This window comes from Kytococcus sp. Marseille-QA3725, from assembly GCF_054950055.1.
Map to the genome: position 1 here is coordinate 262,628 of NZ_JBUCLA010000001.1, position 18,100 is coordinate 280,727.

Consider the following 18,100-nt stretch of genomic DNA (forward strand, 5'->3'; position numbering starts at 1 on the left):
GCCTCAGCCACGCAGGCGCTTCATCCACGCCTCGACGTCGTCGGAGGTGCGGGGCATGAAGCCCGAGAGGTTCTCGCAGCCGTCCTGCGTGACCAGGACGTCGTCCTCGATGCGCACGCCGATGCCGCGGAACTCCTCGGGCACCTTGAGGTCGTCGGCCTTGAAGTACAGCCCGGGCTCCACCGTCAGGCACATGCCCGGCAGCAGCTCGGCACCCATGTACTCCTCGCGGCGGGCCAGCGCGCAGTCGTGCACGTCCAGGCCCAGGTGGTGGCTCGTGCCGTGCACCATCCAGCGGCGGTGGTACTGCGCCTCGGGCTTCAGGGTGTCCTCCACCGACACGCCCTCGGGCAGCAGCCCCCACGCGTGCAGGTGCTCGGCGATCACGCGGATGGCCGCGGCGTGCACGTCACCGAACTTGTTGCCCGGCTTCACCGCGGCGATGCCGGCCTCCTGCGCGGCGTACACCGCGTCGTAGACCTTGCGCTGGGCGTCGGTGAAGGTGCCGCCGATCGGCAGCGTGCGGGTCACGTCGGCGGTGAACAGCGAGTCGAGCTCCACCCCGGCGTCCAGGAGGAGCAGCTCGTTCGGGTCCAGGTCGCCGGTGTTGCGGATCCAGTGCAGCGTGTTCGCGTGGTCACCGGAGGCCACGATCGAGTCGTAGCCCACCCCGTTGCCGGCGTGGCGCGCGTGGAGGCCGAAGACGCCCTCGATCCACCGCTCGCCGCGGCCGCGGTCGACGGCCTCCTCGAGGTTCTCGATGACCGCGTCGAAGGCGCGACCGGTGGCCCGGACGGCCTCGCGCATCTGCTCGGCCTCCCACTCGTCCTTCACCAGGCGCAGCACGGAGCAGGCGTGGGCGAGCTCGTCGTCGGCGGTGGCCCCGGCGCCCTCATCGGGCGTCTCGTCCCCGCGGACGCGGCGCACCAGCGCGGTGACGTCACGGTCGGCGTCCGGCACCACGCGCAGGCGCTCGGCGTCGGCGGCCAGGTCGGCCTCCAGGCGGTCCACGTGGCGGGCGTCCAGGCCCAGCTCCCGGCGGATGTCCTCCTCCACCGGCCGGGGGCCGACCCAGAACTCGCCGTAGCGCGAGTCCGCGAAGAACTCCTCGGAGTCCCGGGCGGCCATCGGGCGGAAGTAGAAGACGGCCTCTGGGGCGGTCCCCTCCTCCCCGGAGCGGATCACCAGCACGGCGTCCGGCTCGCGGTCGGCGCCGAGGCCGGTCAGGTGGGCGAAGGTGGAGTGCGGGCGGAAGACGTAGTCGGTGTCGTTCGAGCGCACCTTGAGGCCGCCGGCGGGCACGACGAGGGTCTGTCCCGGGAAGCGGGAGGCCAGCTCCTCGCGGCGCGGCGCGGCGTACCGGGCGGACTCCAGGGGCTGCACGCCGGAGAGATCGCGCTCGGCCCAGTCGGCGGCGATGAACGCCCGGAAGTTCTCCGAGCTGGGGCGGCTGCGGTGGTCCTGCTTCTGCTGCTCTTCACTCACCGAGCCAGTGTGTCACGCCCCACGTCCGCCGGGGCCGGTGGTGGGGGCTCGCGGACTTGTGGAATGGCGCGGTGGGGAGCGACAGTATGCCGCGTGCCCCAGTCCCGTACACCGCGCTCGCTCGCCTCGGTCGCCCGTGGTGCCCGGACCGGTGAGACGCCGCGCACGGCAGCGGTCCCCACCGGGCAGTCCGCCCCCCAGCCGTCGACCGCCCGGGCGACGACCGATCCGGTGCCCACGCAACAGGTCTCGGCCCCCGCGAGCTCGTTGGCCACGGGGATCACCGAGGAGGTCGTGCTCGCGCCGGGCGTCCAGGACCAGCTGGCCCCCGGCACTGTCCAGGGCACGACCCGGCGGCGGGTCATTCGGCTGGCCGACGTGGTCCGTCCGACCTCCCGCCCGGCCGCCCCGCTCGTGCAGTCCGGTGAGCGCGGCCTCGACGAGCGCCGTGGTCGCCAGGTGATCGACCTGGCGCTGCGCACCGGCGAGGCGCTGCTGGCCGCCGGCACACCGGCCGCCGACGTGGTCGCCACACTGTTCCAGCTCACCAGCGCCTTCGGGGTGCACTCGGCGCACGTGGACATCACGTTCACCTCGATCACCGTCAGCATCCACCGGGGGATCGGGGAGGACCCGCTCTCGGTCATGCGCGTCGTGCGCGCGCGCACCTACGACTTCACCGTGGTGGAGCGCCTGCAGGCCTTCGTCGAGGAGCTCGTGGAGAACCCCGAGGAGATCGACACCGCGGCCTCGCGCCTGGAGGAGATCCTGCACTCGCCGCGTCCCTACCGCCCGTGGGTGGCCACCACTGCGCTGGCGATGATGGGTGCGGCGATCTCCGCGCTGCTGGGCGCCGACTGGGTCACCTGGATCCTCACCTTCTGCACCGTGCTGGCGATCGACAAGGTGCTCACGGTGCTCGGCCGCTGGGCGCTGCCTCCCTTCTTCGCGCAGATCGTCGCGGCGACGATCCCGGCGCTGGTCGCGGTCGGCATCTACCTGGTCGAGCTCCACCAGCCGTACCTGTGGGGCGTGCCGCTGGACCCGCCGGGCAACCAGGTGCACTCGCTCGTGGTGGCCAGCGGCATCATCGTGCTGCTGGCCGGTCTCGGCGTGGTCAGCACGGCGCAGGACGCGCTGGACGGCTACTACGTGACCGCCGGGGCGCGCGCCTTCGAGGTGGCCGTCATGACCACCGGTGTGGCCCTCGGCGTCGCGCTCGTGCTCTCCGCGGCCCACCGGGCCGGCCTGCAGCTGACCTTCCTGAATCGGCCCTACCTGTCGGACGACCTCCTCACGCTGGTCGTCTCCTCGTCGGTGTTCTGCTTCTTCTCGACGATCGCCACCTACGGATCGATGCGGGCTGCCTGGGTGGCGGCCGGGCTGGGCTCGACGGCGATGCTGGTCTACTGGCCGCTGAGCGCCCTCGGCTTCTCCTACGAGATGCGGGTCACCGCGGCGGTGGCCTCGGTGTCCTTCCTCGCCCACCACCTCGGCCGCTGGCTGAACGTCCCCTCGCTGGCGCTGAACACGGCCGTCATCGCCCCGTTCCTGCCCGGTGGCATGGTCTACCGCGGCATCTACCAGCTCATGGACAACGACCCCGCCACCTACCTCAGCGGTGTGCAGCAGATCCTCTCCGCGGTGGCCAGTGGGCTCGCGCTCGCCGCCGGTGTCAGCCTCGGCACCTGGGTGGCGCGCACCAGCACCGGCTTCTCGCGCTGGCAGCGCAAGGCCAGCCGGGTGGTGGAGACGTGAGCCACCGGCTGCGCGGGCAGATCGACCCGCACACTCACTCGACCGCCTCGGACGGCACGGAACCGCCCGGTGTGGTGGTGCGCCGCGCCGCCGAGCTCGGGCTGGAGGCGGTGGCCCTGACCGACCACGACACCACCGCGGGGTGGCAGGAGGCGCTGGCCGCCGGGGAGCGCCACGGCATCCGCACCCACGTCGGCATCGAGGTCAGCGCGGAGGTGCCGCGTCCGGACCGCGCCGTGCCGGTCCACCTGCTGGCGCACGGGGTGGCCGCGGACAGCCCGGAGGTCACGGCCCTGCTGCGGGCCACCGTCGAGGGGCGCCGCGTCCGCATGGACCGGATGGCGGCGCTCGTCGCCGAGGACACCGGGTGGACACCGGAGCAGGTCTGGGAGCACGTGCCCCCGGGCGCGACGCCGGGGCGCCCCCACATCGCCGACGCGCTGGTGGCCGCCGGGGTGGTGCCGGACCGCGATGCGGCCTTCGCCGGCCCGCTGCGCCGTGGCGGGCGCTACCACCTGCACCACCCGGTGCCCGAGGCGGCCGACGTGGTGCGGGCGGTGCGGCGGTCCGGGGGCGTCGTGGCGCTGGCCCACCCGCTCACCGGGGTGCGCGGGCGCAACGTGACCCGCGAGGAGGTCGAGGAGCTGGCCGACCTGGGGCTCGCCGGCATCGAGTTGCGCCACCGCGAGCACGACGCCGCCGAGCGGGACCGTTCGGCCCGCTGGGCCGCCGAGCTGGACCTCGTCCCGCTGGGCTCCAGCGACTACCACGGCAGCGGCAAGCCGAACCTGCTGGGGGAGAACACGACCCCTTTGGAGCTCTGGGAGGAGCTGCTGCGCCGCCGAGGGTGACCCCTCGGCGGCGCCACGGGCTCAGTCGCGCGAGCCGCCGCGGGTGCGCCGGCGCCGCGGCCGGCGCTCGCCACCCGAGGCCGAGCCGTTCGGCCGGCCCCCGGATCGCCGACCGCCGGGTCCGCGTCCGCCGCCGGACTCCGAGCCGCGGGGCGACTTCAGGTCGCCCGACTCGTCCAGGTGCTCGGCCTTCAGGCCGGCGCGGGTGCGCTGGGCCTTGGGGAGCTCCCCGGTGACGTCGGTGGGGATCTGCAGGTCGGCGTAGAAGTGCGGCGAGGTCGAGTAGGTCTCCGCGGGCTCCGGGGCGCCGAGGTCGAGCGCCCGGTTGATGAGGGCCCAGCGGTGCAGGTCGTCCCAGTCCACGAGGGTCACCGCGACGCCCGTCTTCCCTGCACGCCCGGTGCGGCCGATGCGGTGCAGGTAGGTCTTCTCGTCCTCGGGGCACTGGTAGTTCACGACGTGGGTGACGTCGTCGACGTCGATGCCACGGGCCGCGACGTCGGTGGCCACCAGCACGTCGACCTTGCCGGAGCGGAAGGCGCGCAGGGCCTGCTCGCGGGCGCCCTGGCCGAGGTCGCCGTGGATCGCCGCGGCCGCGAAGCCGCGCTCCACCAGCTGGTCGGCCACCTTGGCGGCGGTGCGCTTGGTGCGCGTGAACACGATGCTCAGGCCGCGGTCCTTCGACTGCAGCAGGCGGGCCAGCATCTCCACCTTGTCCATCGCGTGGGCGCGGTAGACGAACTGGTCGGTGAGCTCGACCGCGGCGCCGGCCCCGGGTGCCTCCTCCATCGCGCGGATGTGGGTGGGCTGGTTCATGTACCGGCGCGCCATCGCCACCACGGCGCCGGGCATGGTGGCCGAGAAGAGCATCGTCTGCCGACCGGCGGGGGTCAGGCTGAGCAGCTTCTCCACATCGGGCAGGAAGCCGAGGTCGAGCATCTCGTCGGCCTCGTCGAGCACGACGGTGCGGGCGTGGGCCAGGGTGAGGTGGCCGCGCTCGCACAGGTCGATGAGGCGCCCGGGGGTGCCGACGACGATCTCGACGCCCTTCTCCAGGGCCTCGATCTGCGGCTCGTAGGCGCGGCCGCCGTAGACCGTCAGCACGCGGATCCCGCGGTGGGCCGCGGCGCGCTCGAGGTCGCCGGCCACCTGCACCGCGAGCTCGCGGGTGGGGGCGACGGCCAGCGCCTGCGGGGCGCCGGGCTGCTCGAGCTCGGAGAAGTTCGAGTCGGTGGGGGAGACGACGTGGTGGACCATCGGCACGCCGAAGCCGAGCGTCTTGCCGGTACCGGTCTTGGCCTGGCCGATGATGTCCTGCCGGTCCAGGGCCACCGGGAGGGTCATCGCCTGGATGGGGAAGGGCTTCTCGATGCCGCCGTCGGCGAGGGCCGTCGCGATGTCGGGGTGGATGCCGTACTCGGCGAAGGTCTTGTCGGTCATGGGTCTCCTGATCGGGCGCGCGGGGCGCGGGAATCGGGCCGATCGGAGTTCTTCCAAGGCGCGTGCGAGCGCGCGGCCGCAGGTGCGGCGTGGGGGCGTCCCGCCCCGTTCACGGTGTGCCGACCGGGCACCGGGTGTCCTGTTCATACTACGGGCACCCGGCGACCGGTCGGCGCCGTGGTTGTGGGCTCAGGCGGTGCCGAAGCCCACCCGGCCGCGGTCCTCGGAGCCGAGGTCGACGTAGCCGATGTGGGCCGAGGGCACCAGCACCCGGCGGCCCTGGGAGTCCTCCAGGCGCAGCACGGCGGTCTCCCCTGCCAGGGCCGCGTTCACCAGGGCCTCGACCTCGTCGGCGCTCTGGCGGCTCTCGACGCTGAGCTCGCGGGCGACCTCGCGGATGCCGATGCGGATGTCCATCTTCTACCTCGTCCTTCGTCGGGGAAACGTGCTTTCCCCCCAGCCTAGGTTCTGCCCGGACCGGGCGGCTCGGCCTAGGGTGGGGGCATGTCCCACGACGATTCCGGCCATACCCCGCAGCAGGCCCAGCCCGAGCGGCGGATGGTCGGACCCGGCCAGCCGTTGAACGACATGGCCCCCGAGTTGGACCGCGCCACCGTGCAGCGGTACGCCCGGAACATCGCCACCCCGGGCATCGGCACGGCGGGGCAGCGCCGCTGGGGCGCGGCCCGGGTGGCCGTCGTGGGCCTCGGCGGTCTGGCCTCTCCGGTGCTTCAGTACCTGGCCGGTGCAGGTGTGGCGGAGGTCCTCGTCGTGGACGTCGACTCGGTCGAGCTGTCCAACCTGCAGCGCAAGCCGATCTTCGGCGCCGAGTGGGTGGGGCGGCCCAAGGTGGAGGCCGCCGCCGCCGGGGTGCACCGCATCAACGACCGGGTGCGGGTGCGCATGCTCGACGGCTACGTCACGCCGGAGAACGCTCTGGAGCTGCTGGAGCCCTACGACGTGATCGTCGACTGCACGGACTCCCCGGAGGCGCGCCGCGTGCTGGCCGGGGTCGCCGCGGAGCTCGCGGTGCCCCACGTGTGGGGTGCGGTGGAGCAGTTCCGCGGGCGGGTGGCCGTCTGGTGGGCGCCCCACGGCCCGTGCTCGGAGTGCACGAGCGACATCCAGCCGCCCGGCTCCGTCGACCTGCAGTTCACCGAGTCCGGCGTCTTCGGGCCGGTCACCGGGCAGGTCGGCATGGTGATGGCCACCGAGACGCTCAAGCTGCTGCTGGCCCTGGGGGACCCGCTGCTGGGCTGGATCCTGCAGGTGGACACGTTGACGCAGCAGTGGTCGGACGACCGTCGCGCCGCCGACCCGCAGTGCCCCGTGTGCCGCCCGGCGGCCTCCAGCGACCGCGCGTGGGCCCGCACCGGGACGATCAGCATCCCCGACGAGGTCGGCGGCGAGCAGTGGCAGCCGCCGGTCCTGGACGTGCTGACGCTGCAGCAGATGATGCAGAACCGCGAGGAGTTCGAGCCCTTCGTGCTGCTGGACGTGCGCGGTGAGCACGAGCGCGAGGTGGTCGCGCTCGACGGCTCCTTCCACCTGGAGCTCGACGACGTCCGGCAGGGGCGGGCGAAGGAGGTCTTCGGCCCGCACGACAACGTCGTCGTGTACTGCCGCAACGGGCGTCGCTCGGTCGAGGCCGCGCGGTTGCTGCACGCCCAGGGGTTCGCCGGGGTGTACCTGCTGCACGGGGGCCTGATGCAGTGGGCCCGCGAGGTGGACCCCGACCTCCCCATCTGGTGACGCCGCCGGCCGTCGACCGGGGGCAGGTTGTCGGTGGGGAGTGGTCGCATGGGGCCATGTCGACCTCGTCCCGCGCGCACCTCGTGCTCGGTGCCCCCGGCACCGGGAGGTCCACCCGGGTGGTGGACGAGGTGGTGGCGCACCTGGAGCGGGGCGGGGACCTCTCCCGGGTGCTCGTCCTGGCGCCCTCGCGCCTGACCGCGGCGGGGCTGCGCGAGCGGTTGGAGGCACGATGGCCGCACGCCAGCACCGGGGTGCCCGTCTACTCGCACCAGGCCTTCGGGTTCGCGGTGCTCACCCACCACGCACGGCTGACCGGCACCGAGCCGCCGACCCTGCTCACCGGTGCGGACCAGGACGCCGTCCTGGCGGACCTGCTCGCGGACGCGGCAGGGGACGACGCGGTGGCGGAGCGGGACGGCTGGCCGCAGGAGGTGCGGGCGGCGCTGGGCACGCAGGGCTTCCGCGACCAGGTGCGCGACCTGTTCATGCGGGCAGTCGAGCACGGGGTGACCGCCGGTGAGCTGGCGGAGCTCGATGCCAGCCAGGGGGCGTACGGCACGACCGGGCTGTGGCGAGCCGCCGCGCGGTTGATGCGGGAGTACGAGCAGGTGACCGCCCTGGCGGCGCGTTCCTCGGTGGACGCGGCCTGGGTGGTGGCCGCCGCGGCGGACCTGCTGACGGTGGACGACGAGCTCGCCGCCCACCTGGTGGAGTCCCTGCAGCTGGTGGTGGTGGACGACGCGCAGGAGCTGACGGCCGGTACCGGGGCGCTGCTGGAGGCGCTGGCGCTGCGGACCCCGGCGGCCCGCTGGGTGCTGGTGGGGGACCCGGACGCCGCGGTGCAGGGCTTCCGCGGCGCGCGACCGGAGTGGTTCGTCGAGTGGGCGGGCGACCCGGAGCCGGAGGTGCTGGAGCGCTCGCACCGTCAGGGGGCCGCGCTGCGGGCGGCGGCCGAGCGGGTCACCGAGCGCATCGGCGCCACGACCACGGCCCACCGGCGGCCGGAACCCGCGACGGCAGCGGACCGGGGACAGGTGGAGGCGCAGGTCTTCCCCAGCGGCCACGCGGAGCTCGCGCACGTCTCGACGGTGCTGCGGCGCGAGCACGTCATGGGCGGGGTGCCGTGGAGCCGGATGGCCGTCATGACCCGCGGTCGCGGGCGCACGGACCAGGTGCGCCGGGCGCTGGAGCGGGCCGGCGTGCCGGTGCAGGTCTCCGGCGGTGGCCAGCCGGTCTCCGGACAACCGGTCGTCGCCACGCTGCTGGACCTGGTCGAGGCCGCACTGGGTCTGGCCGGGCGGTCCGCGGCGGGCAACGGGGAGCCTGCGGACGCCCCCGGCGGCCCGGTGCACGGTGTCGACGAGGACCGGGTCACCCGGTGGCTCACCTCCCCGCTGGGTGGGCTCGACAGCTCCTCGGTGCGCCGGCTGCGCCGCGTGCTGCGGGCCGAGGCGGGACCGGAGGCCGGGAGCACCAGCGGCGAGCTGCTCGTGCAGGCGGTCTGCGACCCCGCGCACCCGTGGGAGCGGCGCGGCGCGGAGACCGGGGCCCTGCGCCGGCTGGCCACGGCCCTGCAGGCCGGTGCCGCGCTGGCCGCGCGGGGCAGGGAGGCGGACCGTGGGAGCACCGAGGTGGACGCCGAGACCGTCCTCTGGGCCGTCTGGGACGGGCTGGGCCTGGCCGGTGCGTGGCAGCGGCAGGCGCTGGCCGGCGGGGTGGCCGGTCAGCGGGCCGACCGGGAGCTCGACGCCGTGCTCGCGCTCTTCGCCGCCGCGGAGCAGTTCGTCGAGCGGCACCCGGGAGCCGCGCCGCAGGGCTTCGTCGAGCAGATGCGCTCCTCGCAGGTGGCCCGCGACTCGCTCGTCCTGGGCCGGGAGCGCGAGGCGGTGCAGGTGCTCACCCCGCAGGCGGCCGCGGGACGGGAGTGGGAGGTCGTGGCCGTCGTCGGCGTGCAGGCCGGGGTGTGGCCGGACCTGCGGTTGCGCGGTTCGCTGGTGGGCTCCTCGCGGCTCGTGGAGTGCATCGAGGGCCGGACCGGCGGCGTCGCCGAGGAGATCGCGGCCGTGCGGCAGGACGAGCTGCGCCAGTTCCTCGTCGCCTGCACGCGGGCGTCGCGGCGGCTGCTGGTCACGGCCGTGCGGGACACCGAGGAGACGCCCTCGCCCTTCCTGGACCTCGTCGAGCCGTTGCCCCCCGGGGTCGAGGAGCGCCCGTGGGCCCCCTGGTCGGCCCCGGTGGACCTGCGCCACCAGGTGGCCCTGGCCCGGCGTCGGGTGCTGGCGGCCGCCGGGGCGGGAGGTCCCGGGGACCCCTCGGACGGGAGCGTGGACACCGACCCCGCCGCGGTGCACGTCGACCCGGCGGCCCGTGCGGCGTGGGCGGCCGAGCTGGCATCCCTGGCCCGGGCCGACGTGCCGCGCGCCCACCCCGACCGCTGGTGGGCCCTGCGGCAGGTCTCCTCGTCCGAGCCGCCCTGGCCCGAGGGCACCGCACCGGTGGTGCGCCCCTCGGCTGTCGGCACCTGGCAGGACTGCGCGCTCAAGTGGTTCCTCACCACCCACGGGGGCAGCACCCCGCCCGGGCGCTCGCAGGAGCTGGGCATGTTGCTGCACGACCTGCTGGCGGAGCTGCCCGAGGCGCCGCTGGAGCAGCTGCGTGCCGAGGGGGAGCGGCGGTGGCAGGAGCTCGGCTCGCCGGAGGTGTGGTGGTCGCGGCGCGAGGCCGAGCGGCTCGCCCAGTGGCTGCAGCGCTACGAGGTGTACCGGCGCGAGTGCGGCCGTGAGCTCGTCGGCACCGAGCTGCCGCTGGCCGTCGAGGCCGCGGGAGTCGTGCTCACCGGGCGGGTGGACCGGCTGGAGCGGTACCCCTCCTCGGGGCGGCTCCACGTCGCGGACCTCAAGACCGGGCGCGTCGGCTCCCCCAAGGATCTCCCCGAGAACGCGCAGCTGGGCGCCTACCAGGTGGCCGTCGAGGCCGGTGCCTTCGAGCAGGGCGAGGAGTCCGGGGGCGCCTCGCTGGTGCAGCTGGACTCCGGCGCCAAGGTGGGCACCATCGACCGTCGACAGCCGGCGCTGGCCGAGGGTCCGGTGGACCACGCGGAGCGGGTGGCCGCCGCGGGCCACGGCATGGTGCAGGCCACCCACCTGGCCACCGTGGGGGACGCCTGCCGCACCTGCCCGGTGGCCTCGAGCTGCCCGGCCCAGGGGCGGGGCAAGGAGGTCTCGTGAGCGAGCCGGAGATGCGCTGGAGCGCGGCCGGGCTGGCCGACGTGCTCGGCCAGCACCGTCCCACGCCGGAGCAGGCCGCCGTCATCGAGTGTGGGCAGCCGGCCCAGCTCGTGGTCGCCGGTGCCGGCTCGGGCAAGACCGAGACCATGGCGGCCCGGGTCGTGTGGCTGGTCGCCAACCGGGTGGTGCGGCCCGACCAGGTGCTGGGGCTGACCTTCACCCGCAAGGCCGCCGCCGAGCTCACCGAACGGCTGGGTGCCCGGCTGGACGCCCTCGCCCGGGCGGGGGTGCTGGACGCCGAGGGGCTGCAGCCGCCGGTCGTGTCCACCTACAACGCCTGGAGCGGCGGCATCGTGGCCGAGCACGGGCTGCGCGTCGGGATCGAGCCGGGGGTGCGGGTGCTCTCGGCGGTCGAGGCCTGGCAGGGCGTCACGGACCTGGTGACCACGTGGCCCGGTGATCTGCCGGAGGGGCTCACCAGCATCGAGTCGGTCGTCCGCGGGGTGCTCACCCTGGCCGGGCAGATGGGCGACCACCTCGTCACCGGTGACCAGGTGCTCGCCGAGCTGGACCGGCTGGACCGTCAGCTGGAGGGTGTGGCGCCGAACCGGCAGGGCCGGGTCTACGCCGATGTGCAGGCCGCCCACCGCACGCTGGCGGCACGCCGTGCCCTGGTCCCGCTGGTGGAGCGTTGGCAGGAGCTCAAGGCCGAGCGGCAGGTCATCGAGTTCTCCGACCAGACCCGGTTCTCGGCGGTGCTCGCGGCCGAGCACCCCGCCGTCGGACGGGTGGAGCGGGCGCGCAGCCGGGCGGTGCTGCTGGACGAGTTCCAGGACACCACCGAGGCGCAGCTCTCGGTGGTGCGCGGCGTCTTCGCGGGGCACCCCGGGCTCAGCGTCACCGCGGTCGGCGACCCGCACCAGTCGATCTACGGGTTCCGGGGCGCCTCGGCGCGCACCATGGAGTCCTTCGTCGAGTCCTTCGGCGCGGTGCAGCGCTCGCTGTCCACCAGCTGGCGCAACTCGCGGGAGGTCCTGGAGGTCGCCAACACCATCGCCGCGCCGCTGCGTTCCTCCAGCACCCTGGACCTGCCGCAGCTGACCCCGCGGCCCGGTGCCGAGGACGGCCCCGCGGTGACCGCCGAGCGCCTGGAGACACCCGACGAGGAGGCCTTCGCCGGGGCGGCCTGGCTGGCCCGGCACTGGCGCCCCGGTGAGGTCGGCGCCGCGGTGCTCTGCCGCAAGCGCTCCCAGTTCGCCCCCGTCACCGAGGCACTGGAGGCCGCGGGTCTGCCGTACGAGGTCGTCGGCCTGGGAGGGCTGCTGCTCGTCCCGGAGGTCGCCGACGTCCGGGCCCTGCTCGGCGTCGTCGACGACCCCACCCGGGGAGACCACCTGATGCGACTGCTCACCGGGCCCGCGGCTCGTCTGGGTGCTGCCGACCTGGTGGGGCTGCACGCCTGGCGCCGCGAGCTCGAGCGCCGCTGGGACGCCCGTCCCGCCGAGGGGGAGGGGCCGGCCGGCCGTCGTGACCACGCCCAGCTCGCGGTCACGCTGCTGGACGCCGTCCTCACCCCGGTGGATCCCGGGTGGACCGGCCCGCGGGGCGAGGCCGTCGGGGAGCTCGCGCGGGCCCGGCTCGCGGACCTCGCCGAGGCGGTGACGCAGTGCCTGCACGCCCAGCACCGGGGCGTCGGGGAGCTTGCGCTGGTGGCCGAGCAGGCCCTCGGGGTGGACGTCGAGCTGGCCTCCCGGCCCGACGTGCCCCCGCAGCGCGCACGGGCCCACCTGGAGGCCTTCCACGAGCACGTGGCCACCTTCGCCGAGTCCCGCACCCGGGAGGCCAGCCTGACCGCCCTCATGGGCTGGCTGAGCGCGGCCGAGGAGCACGAGGGGGCGCTGGAGCCGGGGACGGTCGAGGTCGACCCGCACGCGGTGCAGGTGCTCACCGTGCACGCCTCCAAGGGGCTGGAGTGGGACGCCGTGTGGGTGCCCGGACTGGTCGCCGGCACCTTCCCGCAGGGCACCGGCCAGGTGCGCGCCGAGGGCGAGGAGTGGGTGCCCCGGCCGGCCACCGACAGCGCCTGGTGGGCGCCGGCGTCGGGGCAGCTGCCCTTCGGGCTGCGGGGCGACGCGCCGGCCCTGCCCGGGTGGTCCCTCCCGCCGGATGCCGAGAAGGCCGACTTCGATGCCGTCCAGCGAGACTTCGCGCTGGCCAACGGGCGACAGGCCCTGGCCGAGGAGCGGCGGCTGGCCTACGTCGCGGTCACCCGTGCCCGCCGGCTGCTGCACCTGACTTCCGCGGTGTGGGGGAGCACCACCAGCCCCACGCCCGCCAGCGACTTCATCACCGAGGCGCTGCCGCACTGCGAGGTGGGGCGGTGGGACGAGATGCCCCCGACCGACCCGGTCCCGGAGAACCCGGTGACGGCCACGGCGGTCACGGCGGTCTGGCCCCGCGAGCGGGCCGACGACCGGGTGCACCACGCCCACGCGACGGCGGCCGCCGAGGTCGGCACCGCGCTGGACACCCCACCGGGTGCGGAACCCGGGTGGGGAGCCCTGGACGAGGAGGCCCGCCGGGAGCTGCTCGCGTTCCGGGAGGACACGCGGCTGCTGCTGGCCGAGCGGGACCGCGCGGAGCTCGTCGACCGGCGAGCGCCGCAGCACGTGAGCACCAGCGCGCTGGTGGCCCTGGCCCGCGACGCGGGGGCGCGGCGCTTCCTGGCACGCCCGGTGCCCACCCCGCCGGCCCGGGCGGCCCGGCGGGGTACCGACTTCCACACCTGGGTGGAGGCCCAGTGGCGCCCCGGCCAGCTCTTCGACCCGCTGGAGGACGAGCCCACCCTCGTCGACGAACCGGTGCCCGCCGACGAGCCCGGCGCCGACGGGGCCGCCACCGGCGCCGATCGGCTGCGCGAGAGCTTCCGGGCCAGCGAGTGGGCCACCCGCACCCCGGCGTGGGTGGAGCTGCCGCTGCAGACGACCGTGGGCGGCACCACCGTGCGTGGACGGGCGGACGCGATCTTCCCCGCCACCCCGGCCGAGCAGGAGCAGGGGCTGGAGTGGGTCGTCGTGGACTGGAAGACCTCCAGCGCCCCCCGCGAGTCCGACGCGCGGGCCGCCGCGGTGCAGCTGGCCTGCTATCGGCGTGCCTTCGCCGCCTGGCGGGGCATCGAGGAGGCCGCGGTCGGCGGTGCCTTCTTCCACGCGGGCAACGGCGTCACCCTGCGTCCGGAGCTGCCAGCCGGTGCGGAGCTCGAGCGACTGGTCGACCTGCTGCGGGCCGACTGACGGCCCGGCTCACTCCCAGGAGTCGAGCTCCTCGGCCTCGGCCAGCAGCCGGGCGCGGTGCGACAGCTCGTCCTCGACCTCCTCGACCACGGCCCGGTCGCCCCGGCGGTGCGCCTCCACGAGCCGTGCCAGGTCGTGCATCTCGTCCACCAGGTGGGCTCGCTCCAGCAGCCGCTCGTCCTGCCGGCCGAGCTGCTCCTCGTACCGCGAGCGCACCGCCCCCACGACGTCCGGCGTGGCCGTCCGGCTGAGCACCGCGAAGTCCTCGGCCGGGTCACCCACGTGCACACCGCTCCAGCCCATCACCGCGGACAGCTCGTGGTCCGGGGTGGCCAGGACGTGCTCGTCCACCAGGCGTCCGTGGACGACGCTGGGGCGCACCTCCCACAGGTCGGTGTCCTCCAGGGACTCCTCCCACCGGGCCAGCAGGCGCGGGGGCACCAGCCCGGTGGCCGCGGCACGGTCCAGCAGGTCCAGTCGCTGCGCACGCAGGTCCTCGCTCGAGGGGGTCTCCCCGTCCGGGCCGGTCAGCTCCTCCACCGGGGTGCTGTGCAGGGTCGCGAGGAAGGTCGCGAAGTGGCCGGCGACCGCGTCGCCGGGGCGCACCATCACCCAGCGCAGGGGGCGGCCCTCGGCCCAGGGGCGCACGGTCACGGTGGACCCGTCCGCCAGCGTGGTGCGGCCAGCGGGCTCCGGTGGGGTGCCGGCCAGCGAGGAGGGGAGCCGGGCGGCGAGGCGCTCACCTGCGGGCGGCTCGCCCACGGTGCGGCGGACCGACCAGGTCCGGCCCTCGGTGTCGCGCACCTGCACCACCTCATGGTCGGTGCCGTCCGGGGCCACCCAGGCCACCTCCCGCGGGGTGATCGAGGGCACGGCCGCCACCGACCATGCCGCCATGCGCGCCCACGTGGGTCGAACCGACTTCATTCCCTGCACCTCCCGAGGATCAGCGACAACCCTCTCACGACGTCCGCTCCTCACCCGGCAGTCGGCTGGGTGCCCGTCGCCGCCCGCTCGGGCTCCGTCGCGCTCGCCTCGACCGGCAGCAGCGCGACGAGCACGTCGCCGGGCTCGCCCTGCTCCCGCTTGCCGCTGGCCACACGGGTGGCGTCGTCGTTGTGCACGAACAGCACCACCGCCTCGGGGTGCTCGGCCCAGAACTCGTCCGTGCCGTACTCGTCGGTCAGCGTGGTCGCTGTCACCTTGTGGCCGCTACGGGACCGCTGCAGCAGGTCGTCGTAGTCGGTCGGCGGGGAGAACGCCGTGTTCCCGACCAGGTGCCCGGCGGTTGCCTGCCGGGCGTGGTGCTCATTCTCGTGCCGGCGCAGCGTGAAGACGTTGGACCGCCCCAGCACGTGGCCGAACTCGGAGGCCGCGATGGCGTTGGAGTCGTCGTCGCGGGTGGCGCACACCATGGACCGGATGCCGGCCAGGTCCATGTCCTGCACCGCGTACTCGCTGATGATGGAGGCCGCCTCCGTACGCAGCCCGGACATGCGCGCCGAGCGGAGGTCGGCCCGCTCGCGGGCGACGATGAGGGAGGGGACCCCCAGTTCCCGCAGCCGCTTGGCGGCGGGCACCACCCACGGCGCCGTGCCGGAGAACAGGACACCGCGCGGGCTCGCGACCGCCAACCCCAGCCGCTCGGCCAGCCGGCCCACGCCCAGACCGTAGATCGCGACCGTGGCCACGATGACGAGGAAGACCAGGGGCACCAGCCGGTCGACCTCGGTGGCGAGCTGGTGCAGGTCGTCCCCACGGGCGAAGAGGTCCTGCGCCTGCTGGGTCTGGCCGTCGCGCCGGGCGGCCTCCCCGAGGCGGGTCGCCTGGTCGGCCGCGTGGGTGAACTCCAGGGCGAAGATCGAGGTGATGGCCGCGGCCACGATGCCGCGGGGCGCCATCGACATCATGAGGGTGAGCTCGTTGCGGGAGACGTCTGTGCCGCGCAGCCCCACCCCGACGGCGACCACCCGGATCACGATGAGCCCCAGCACGAAGACGAGGGCGACGGGCGCCACGTCGACGAGCAGGGCCGGCTCCACGCGCCCGGCGAGCATGACGAAGAGCGCACCGACGATGAGCACCTGCAGGTGCTCCTTGAACTCCAGGATGTGCTGGATGTGCAGGTCCGGCTGGTTGGCCAGCAGCATGCCCAGCAGGGTCACCGTGAGCAGGCCCGACTCGGCCTGCACCGCGTTGCTGGCCGTCATCGTGCCCAGGGCGGCGGCCAGGAAGGTGACGCCCTGGAGGAAGTCGGGGATCAGGTCGCGCTTCATCATCCAGGTGAGCAGCCACCCGGTGAGGGCCGCGAGGAGCACGGCCACGCCCATGGCGCGCACGAGGGTGAGTGCCGCGTCCAGGAAGGGGCCGGTGCGGCCGCTGGCGGTCACCACCTGCAGCACGAGCACGCCGAGGATGGCGCCGATCGCGTCGACGACGATGCCCTCCCAGCGGAGCAGCTGCGAAACCCGCCGGGTGGGGCGCAGGGTGCGCAGGATGGGGTTGATGACGGTGGGTCCGGTGACGGTGAGGATCGCCCCGACGAGGAGGGCGGCGCGCAGGTCGAAGCCCAGCCCCCAGGCCAGCAGGGTGACCAGCACCCAGGTGATGACCACCGTCCGGGTGCACAGGCGGAGGATGGGGACGCCGAGGTCCCGCACCTGCCGGAAGCGCAGGCCCAGGGCTCCTTCGAAGAGGATGATGCCCACCGCCAGCTGCACCCCGGCGAAGAGCAGCTCCCGGCCGAGGATCTCGTCGGGGGAGAACAGTCGGCCGAGGGTGAAGCCGGCCACGAGCAGCACGAGCAGGGCGGGGACCTTCGCCCGCCATGCGAACCACTGGCACACGACGGCAAGGCCGACCACCAGGGCGAGATAGGGCGCCGGATCCATGGCGGACACCCTATGGCGCCATACGGCCCCGTCCCACGTCGGCGGAATGTGCGGGTGGAGGCAACCCCCCGTTTTTGAGGGGTGTCCCTCGGTGAATCTCGCTCCATAACGTCAGAGATGCCAAGTCCGGCACACCTGAGTACATCAGTGAAGGAGCGATCTCATGAGACTTTCCCGTCGACAGATCTTCCCCATGGCCGCCGGCGCCGCCGCAGCCGTGGCCCTGACCCCCTCCGTGGCATCCGCCGCCACCTCCGCCGAGCGCGCCTTCATGCGCAAGATCGTGGTGTGGGCGCGCGCCGAGCGGGAGGCCTACGGCGTGCCCGTCAGCGTGAGCATGGGGCAGGCCATCATGGAGAGCGGTTGGGGCCACTCGGAGATCTGCCAGGGGGCCACCAACTTCCATGGCATCAAGGCGCTCCGGGAGAACGCGCATTCGAGCGGCTACGCGAACTTCTGGACCACCGACTGGAGCCCGGAGCGGGGCTTCTACCGGGACCTTCAGCCGTTCCACGTGTTCGCATCTGGTGAGGACGCCTTCCTGGGGCACGGGTATTTCCTGCAGCACCCCAACTACGCCGCCGCCTTTGAGCACACCGACGACCCGTACCGGTTCCTGCTGGCCGTGGACGCCGGGGGTTACGGCGGGGACGGCACCTACGCCGAGAAGGTGTGGGCGCTGATCCAGGAGCACAGCATCACCGACTACGACAACTGATCAGCCTGAGCCGGATGTTCCGGCCTCTGCCCATCACCTGGGGGTTCCGCCCCGAGCATGACGCCGCTAGTGGCGTCGAAAGAGAGAGGACCTTGCCTTGACCGTGACGACTGGACCCACCCCGGAGGTCTCGCGCCGCACCCTGCTGGGCGCTGCAGCCGCTGTGTCGGCCGCCGCCGTCGGCGCGTCGATGGCGCAGCCGACCGCCGCGCGAGCAGCTGACCACAACACAGCTCCCTACGGGCAGTGCACCTGGGGTGCGAAGGACCGATTCAATGCCCGTTACGGGTTCTACCCGGACATCTACGGCAACGCCATGGACTGGCACGACTCCGCCGTCGCTGCCGGCTACACGGTGGACATGAACGCCGTCCCGCACTCGATCGTCGTCTTCCAGCCGGGTGTGCACGGCGCGGACCCCAACTACGGGCACGTGGGGTGGGTTGCGAGTGTGGACATCCGCGAGGACGGCAGCCGTTCCCTGCTCATCAAGGAGATGAACTGGGCCGGAGACGGCGCGTGGCACTGGCGCCGGGTGGAGGACGTCGTGGGTATGAGCTACATCCGCCCCTGAGAACGTCCCGGTGGGGCCGGTGGGTGCACCTCGTGGTGCTTCACCGGCCCTCCCGCATGTCCGGGGGCAACCCGTTCCCGGACTGCGGCCCACTGGATTCCAGGGCGA

At 74.2% G+C, this 18,100-nt stretch carries 12 protein-coding genes; 7 read left to right on the forward strand and 5 right to left on the reverse strand.

The features are described 5' to 3' along the window. Window positions 1-3 precede the first annotated feature (3 nt). Window positions 4-1,485, reverse strand: a complete 1,482-nt coding sequence (locus tag ACY8FT_RS01290) for an aminopeptidase P family protein (RefSeq protein WP_462417142.1) — start codon at window positions 1,483-1,485, stop codon at window positions 4-6. A gap of 93 nt (window positions 1,486-1,578) precedes the next feature. Between ACY8FT_RS01290 and ACY8FT_RS01295 the strand changes: the two genes are divergently transcribed. Both ACY8FT_RS01295 and ACY8FT_RS01300 read left to right on the forward strand, forming a co-directional pair. After that, window positions 1,579-3,243 (forward strand): threonine/serine exporter family protein, encoded by a 1,665-nt coding sequence (locus tag ACY8FT_RS01295; RefSeq protein ID WP_462417143.1) that lies wholly within the window; start codon window positions 1,579-1,581, stop codon window positions 3,241-3,243. Continuing rightward, window positions 3,240-4,094, forward strand: a complete 855-nt coding sequence (locus ACY8FT_RS01300; protein ID WP_462417144.1) for a PHP domain-containing protein — start codon at window positions 3,240-3,242, stop codon at window positions 4,092-4,094. Before ACY8FT_RS01295 ends, ACY8FT_RS01300 begins: the two co-directional genes overlap by 4 nt. A 21-nt stretch (window positions 4,095-4,115) precedes the next feature. Here the strand turns inward: ACY8FT_RS01300 and ACY8FT_RS01305 are convergent, their stop codons facing one another. Together ACY8FT_RS01305 and ACY8FT_RS01310 are read right to left on the reverse strand one after the other, a co-directional pair. After that, complete coding sequence (locus ACY8FT_RS01305) at window positions 4,116-5,534, reverse strand: DEAD/DEAH box helicase (protein ID WP_462417145.1); 1,419 nt, start codon at window positions 5,532-5,534, stop codon at window positions 4,116-4,118. A 189-nt stretch (window positions 5,535-5,723) separates the two neighbouring features. Next, window positions 5,724-5,951: a DUF3107 domain-containing protein gene (locus ACY8FT_RS01310; RefSeq protein ID WP_462417146.1), complete on the reverse strand. Its 228-nt coding sequence runs from the start codon at window positions 5,949-5,951 to the stop codon at window positions 5,724-5,726. A gap of 87 nt (window positions 5,952-6,038) precedes the next feature. Here ACY8FT_RS01310 and ACY8FT_RS01315 point away from each other — a divergent pair, with 87 nt between their 5' ends. From ACY8FT_RS01315 to ACY8FT_RS01325, 3 genes are read left to right on the forward strand one after another with little or no spacing between them, the layout of a single operon-like run. Next, window positions 6,039-7,286: a ThiF family adenylyltransferase gene (locus tag ACY8FT_RS01315; RefSeq protein ID WP_462417147.1), complete on the forward strand. Its 1,248-nt coding sequence runs from the start codon at window positions 6,039-6,041 to the stop codon at window positions 7,284-7,286. A 56-nt stretch (window positions 7,287-7,342) separates the two neighbouring features. Next, the gene (locus ACY8FT_RS01320) at window positions 7,343-10,516 is read left to right on the forward strand and encodes a PD-(D/E)XK nuclease family protein (RefSeq protein ID WP_462417148.1); all 3,174 of its coding nucleotides are present in this window, start codon (window positions 7,343-7,345) and stop codon (window positions 10,514-10,516) included. Beyond that, on the forward strand, window positions 10,513-13,809 hold the full coding sequence (locus ACY8FT_RS01325; RefSeq protein WP_462417149.1) for a UvrD-helicase domain-containing protein: 3,297 nt from the start codon (window positions 10,513-10,515) through the stop codon (window positions 13,807-13,809). Before ACY8FT_RS01320 ends, ACY8FT_RS01325 begins: the two co-directional genes overlap by 4 nt. A gap of 9 nt (window positions 13,810-13,818) precedes the next feature. Here the strand turns inward: ACY8FT_RS01325 and ACY8FT_RS01330 are convergent, their stop codons facing one another. Continuing rightward, window positions 13,819-14,706, reverse strand: coding sequence for a phosphotransferase (locus tag ACY8FT_RS01330; protein WP_462417150.1), 888 nt, complete (start codon window positions 14,704-14,706; stop codon window positions 13,819-13,821). Window positions 14,707-14,786: 80 nt separating this feature from the next. After that, on the reverse strand, window positions 14,787-16,700 hold the full coding sequence (locus tag ACY8FT_RS01335; RefSeq protein ID WP_462417151.1) for a cation:proton antiporter: 1,914 nt from the start codon (window positions 16,698-16,700) through the stop codon (window positions 14,787-14,789). Between the two features lie 163 nt (window positions 16,701-16,863). Here ACY8FT_RS01335 and ACY8FT_RS01340 point away from each other — a divergent pair, with 163 nt between their 5' ends. Both ACY8FT_RS01340 and ACY8FT_RS01345 read left to right on the forward strand, forming a co-directional pair. Further along, window positions 16,864-17,418, forward strand: a complete 555-nt coding sequence (locus tag ACY8FT_RS01340; protein WP_462417152.1) for a glucosaminidase domain-containing protein — start codon at window positions 16,864-16,866, stop codon at window positions 17,416-17,418. A gap of 103 nt (window positions 17,419-17,521) precedes the next feature. Then, on the forward strand, window positions 17,522-17,992 hold the full coding sequence (locus ACY8FT_RS01345) for a CHAP domain-containing protein (RefSeq protein WP_462417153.1): 471 nt from the start codon (window positions 17,522-17,524) through the stop codon (window positions 17,990-17,992). The last annotated feature ends 108 nt before the right edge of the window (window positions 17,993-18,100 follow it).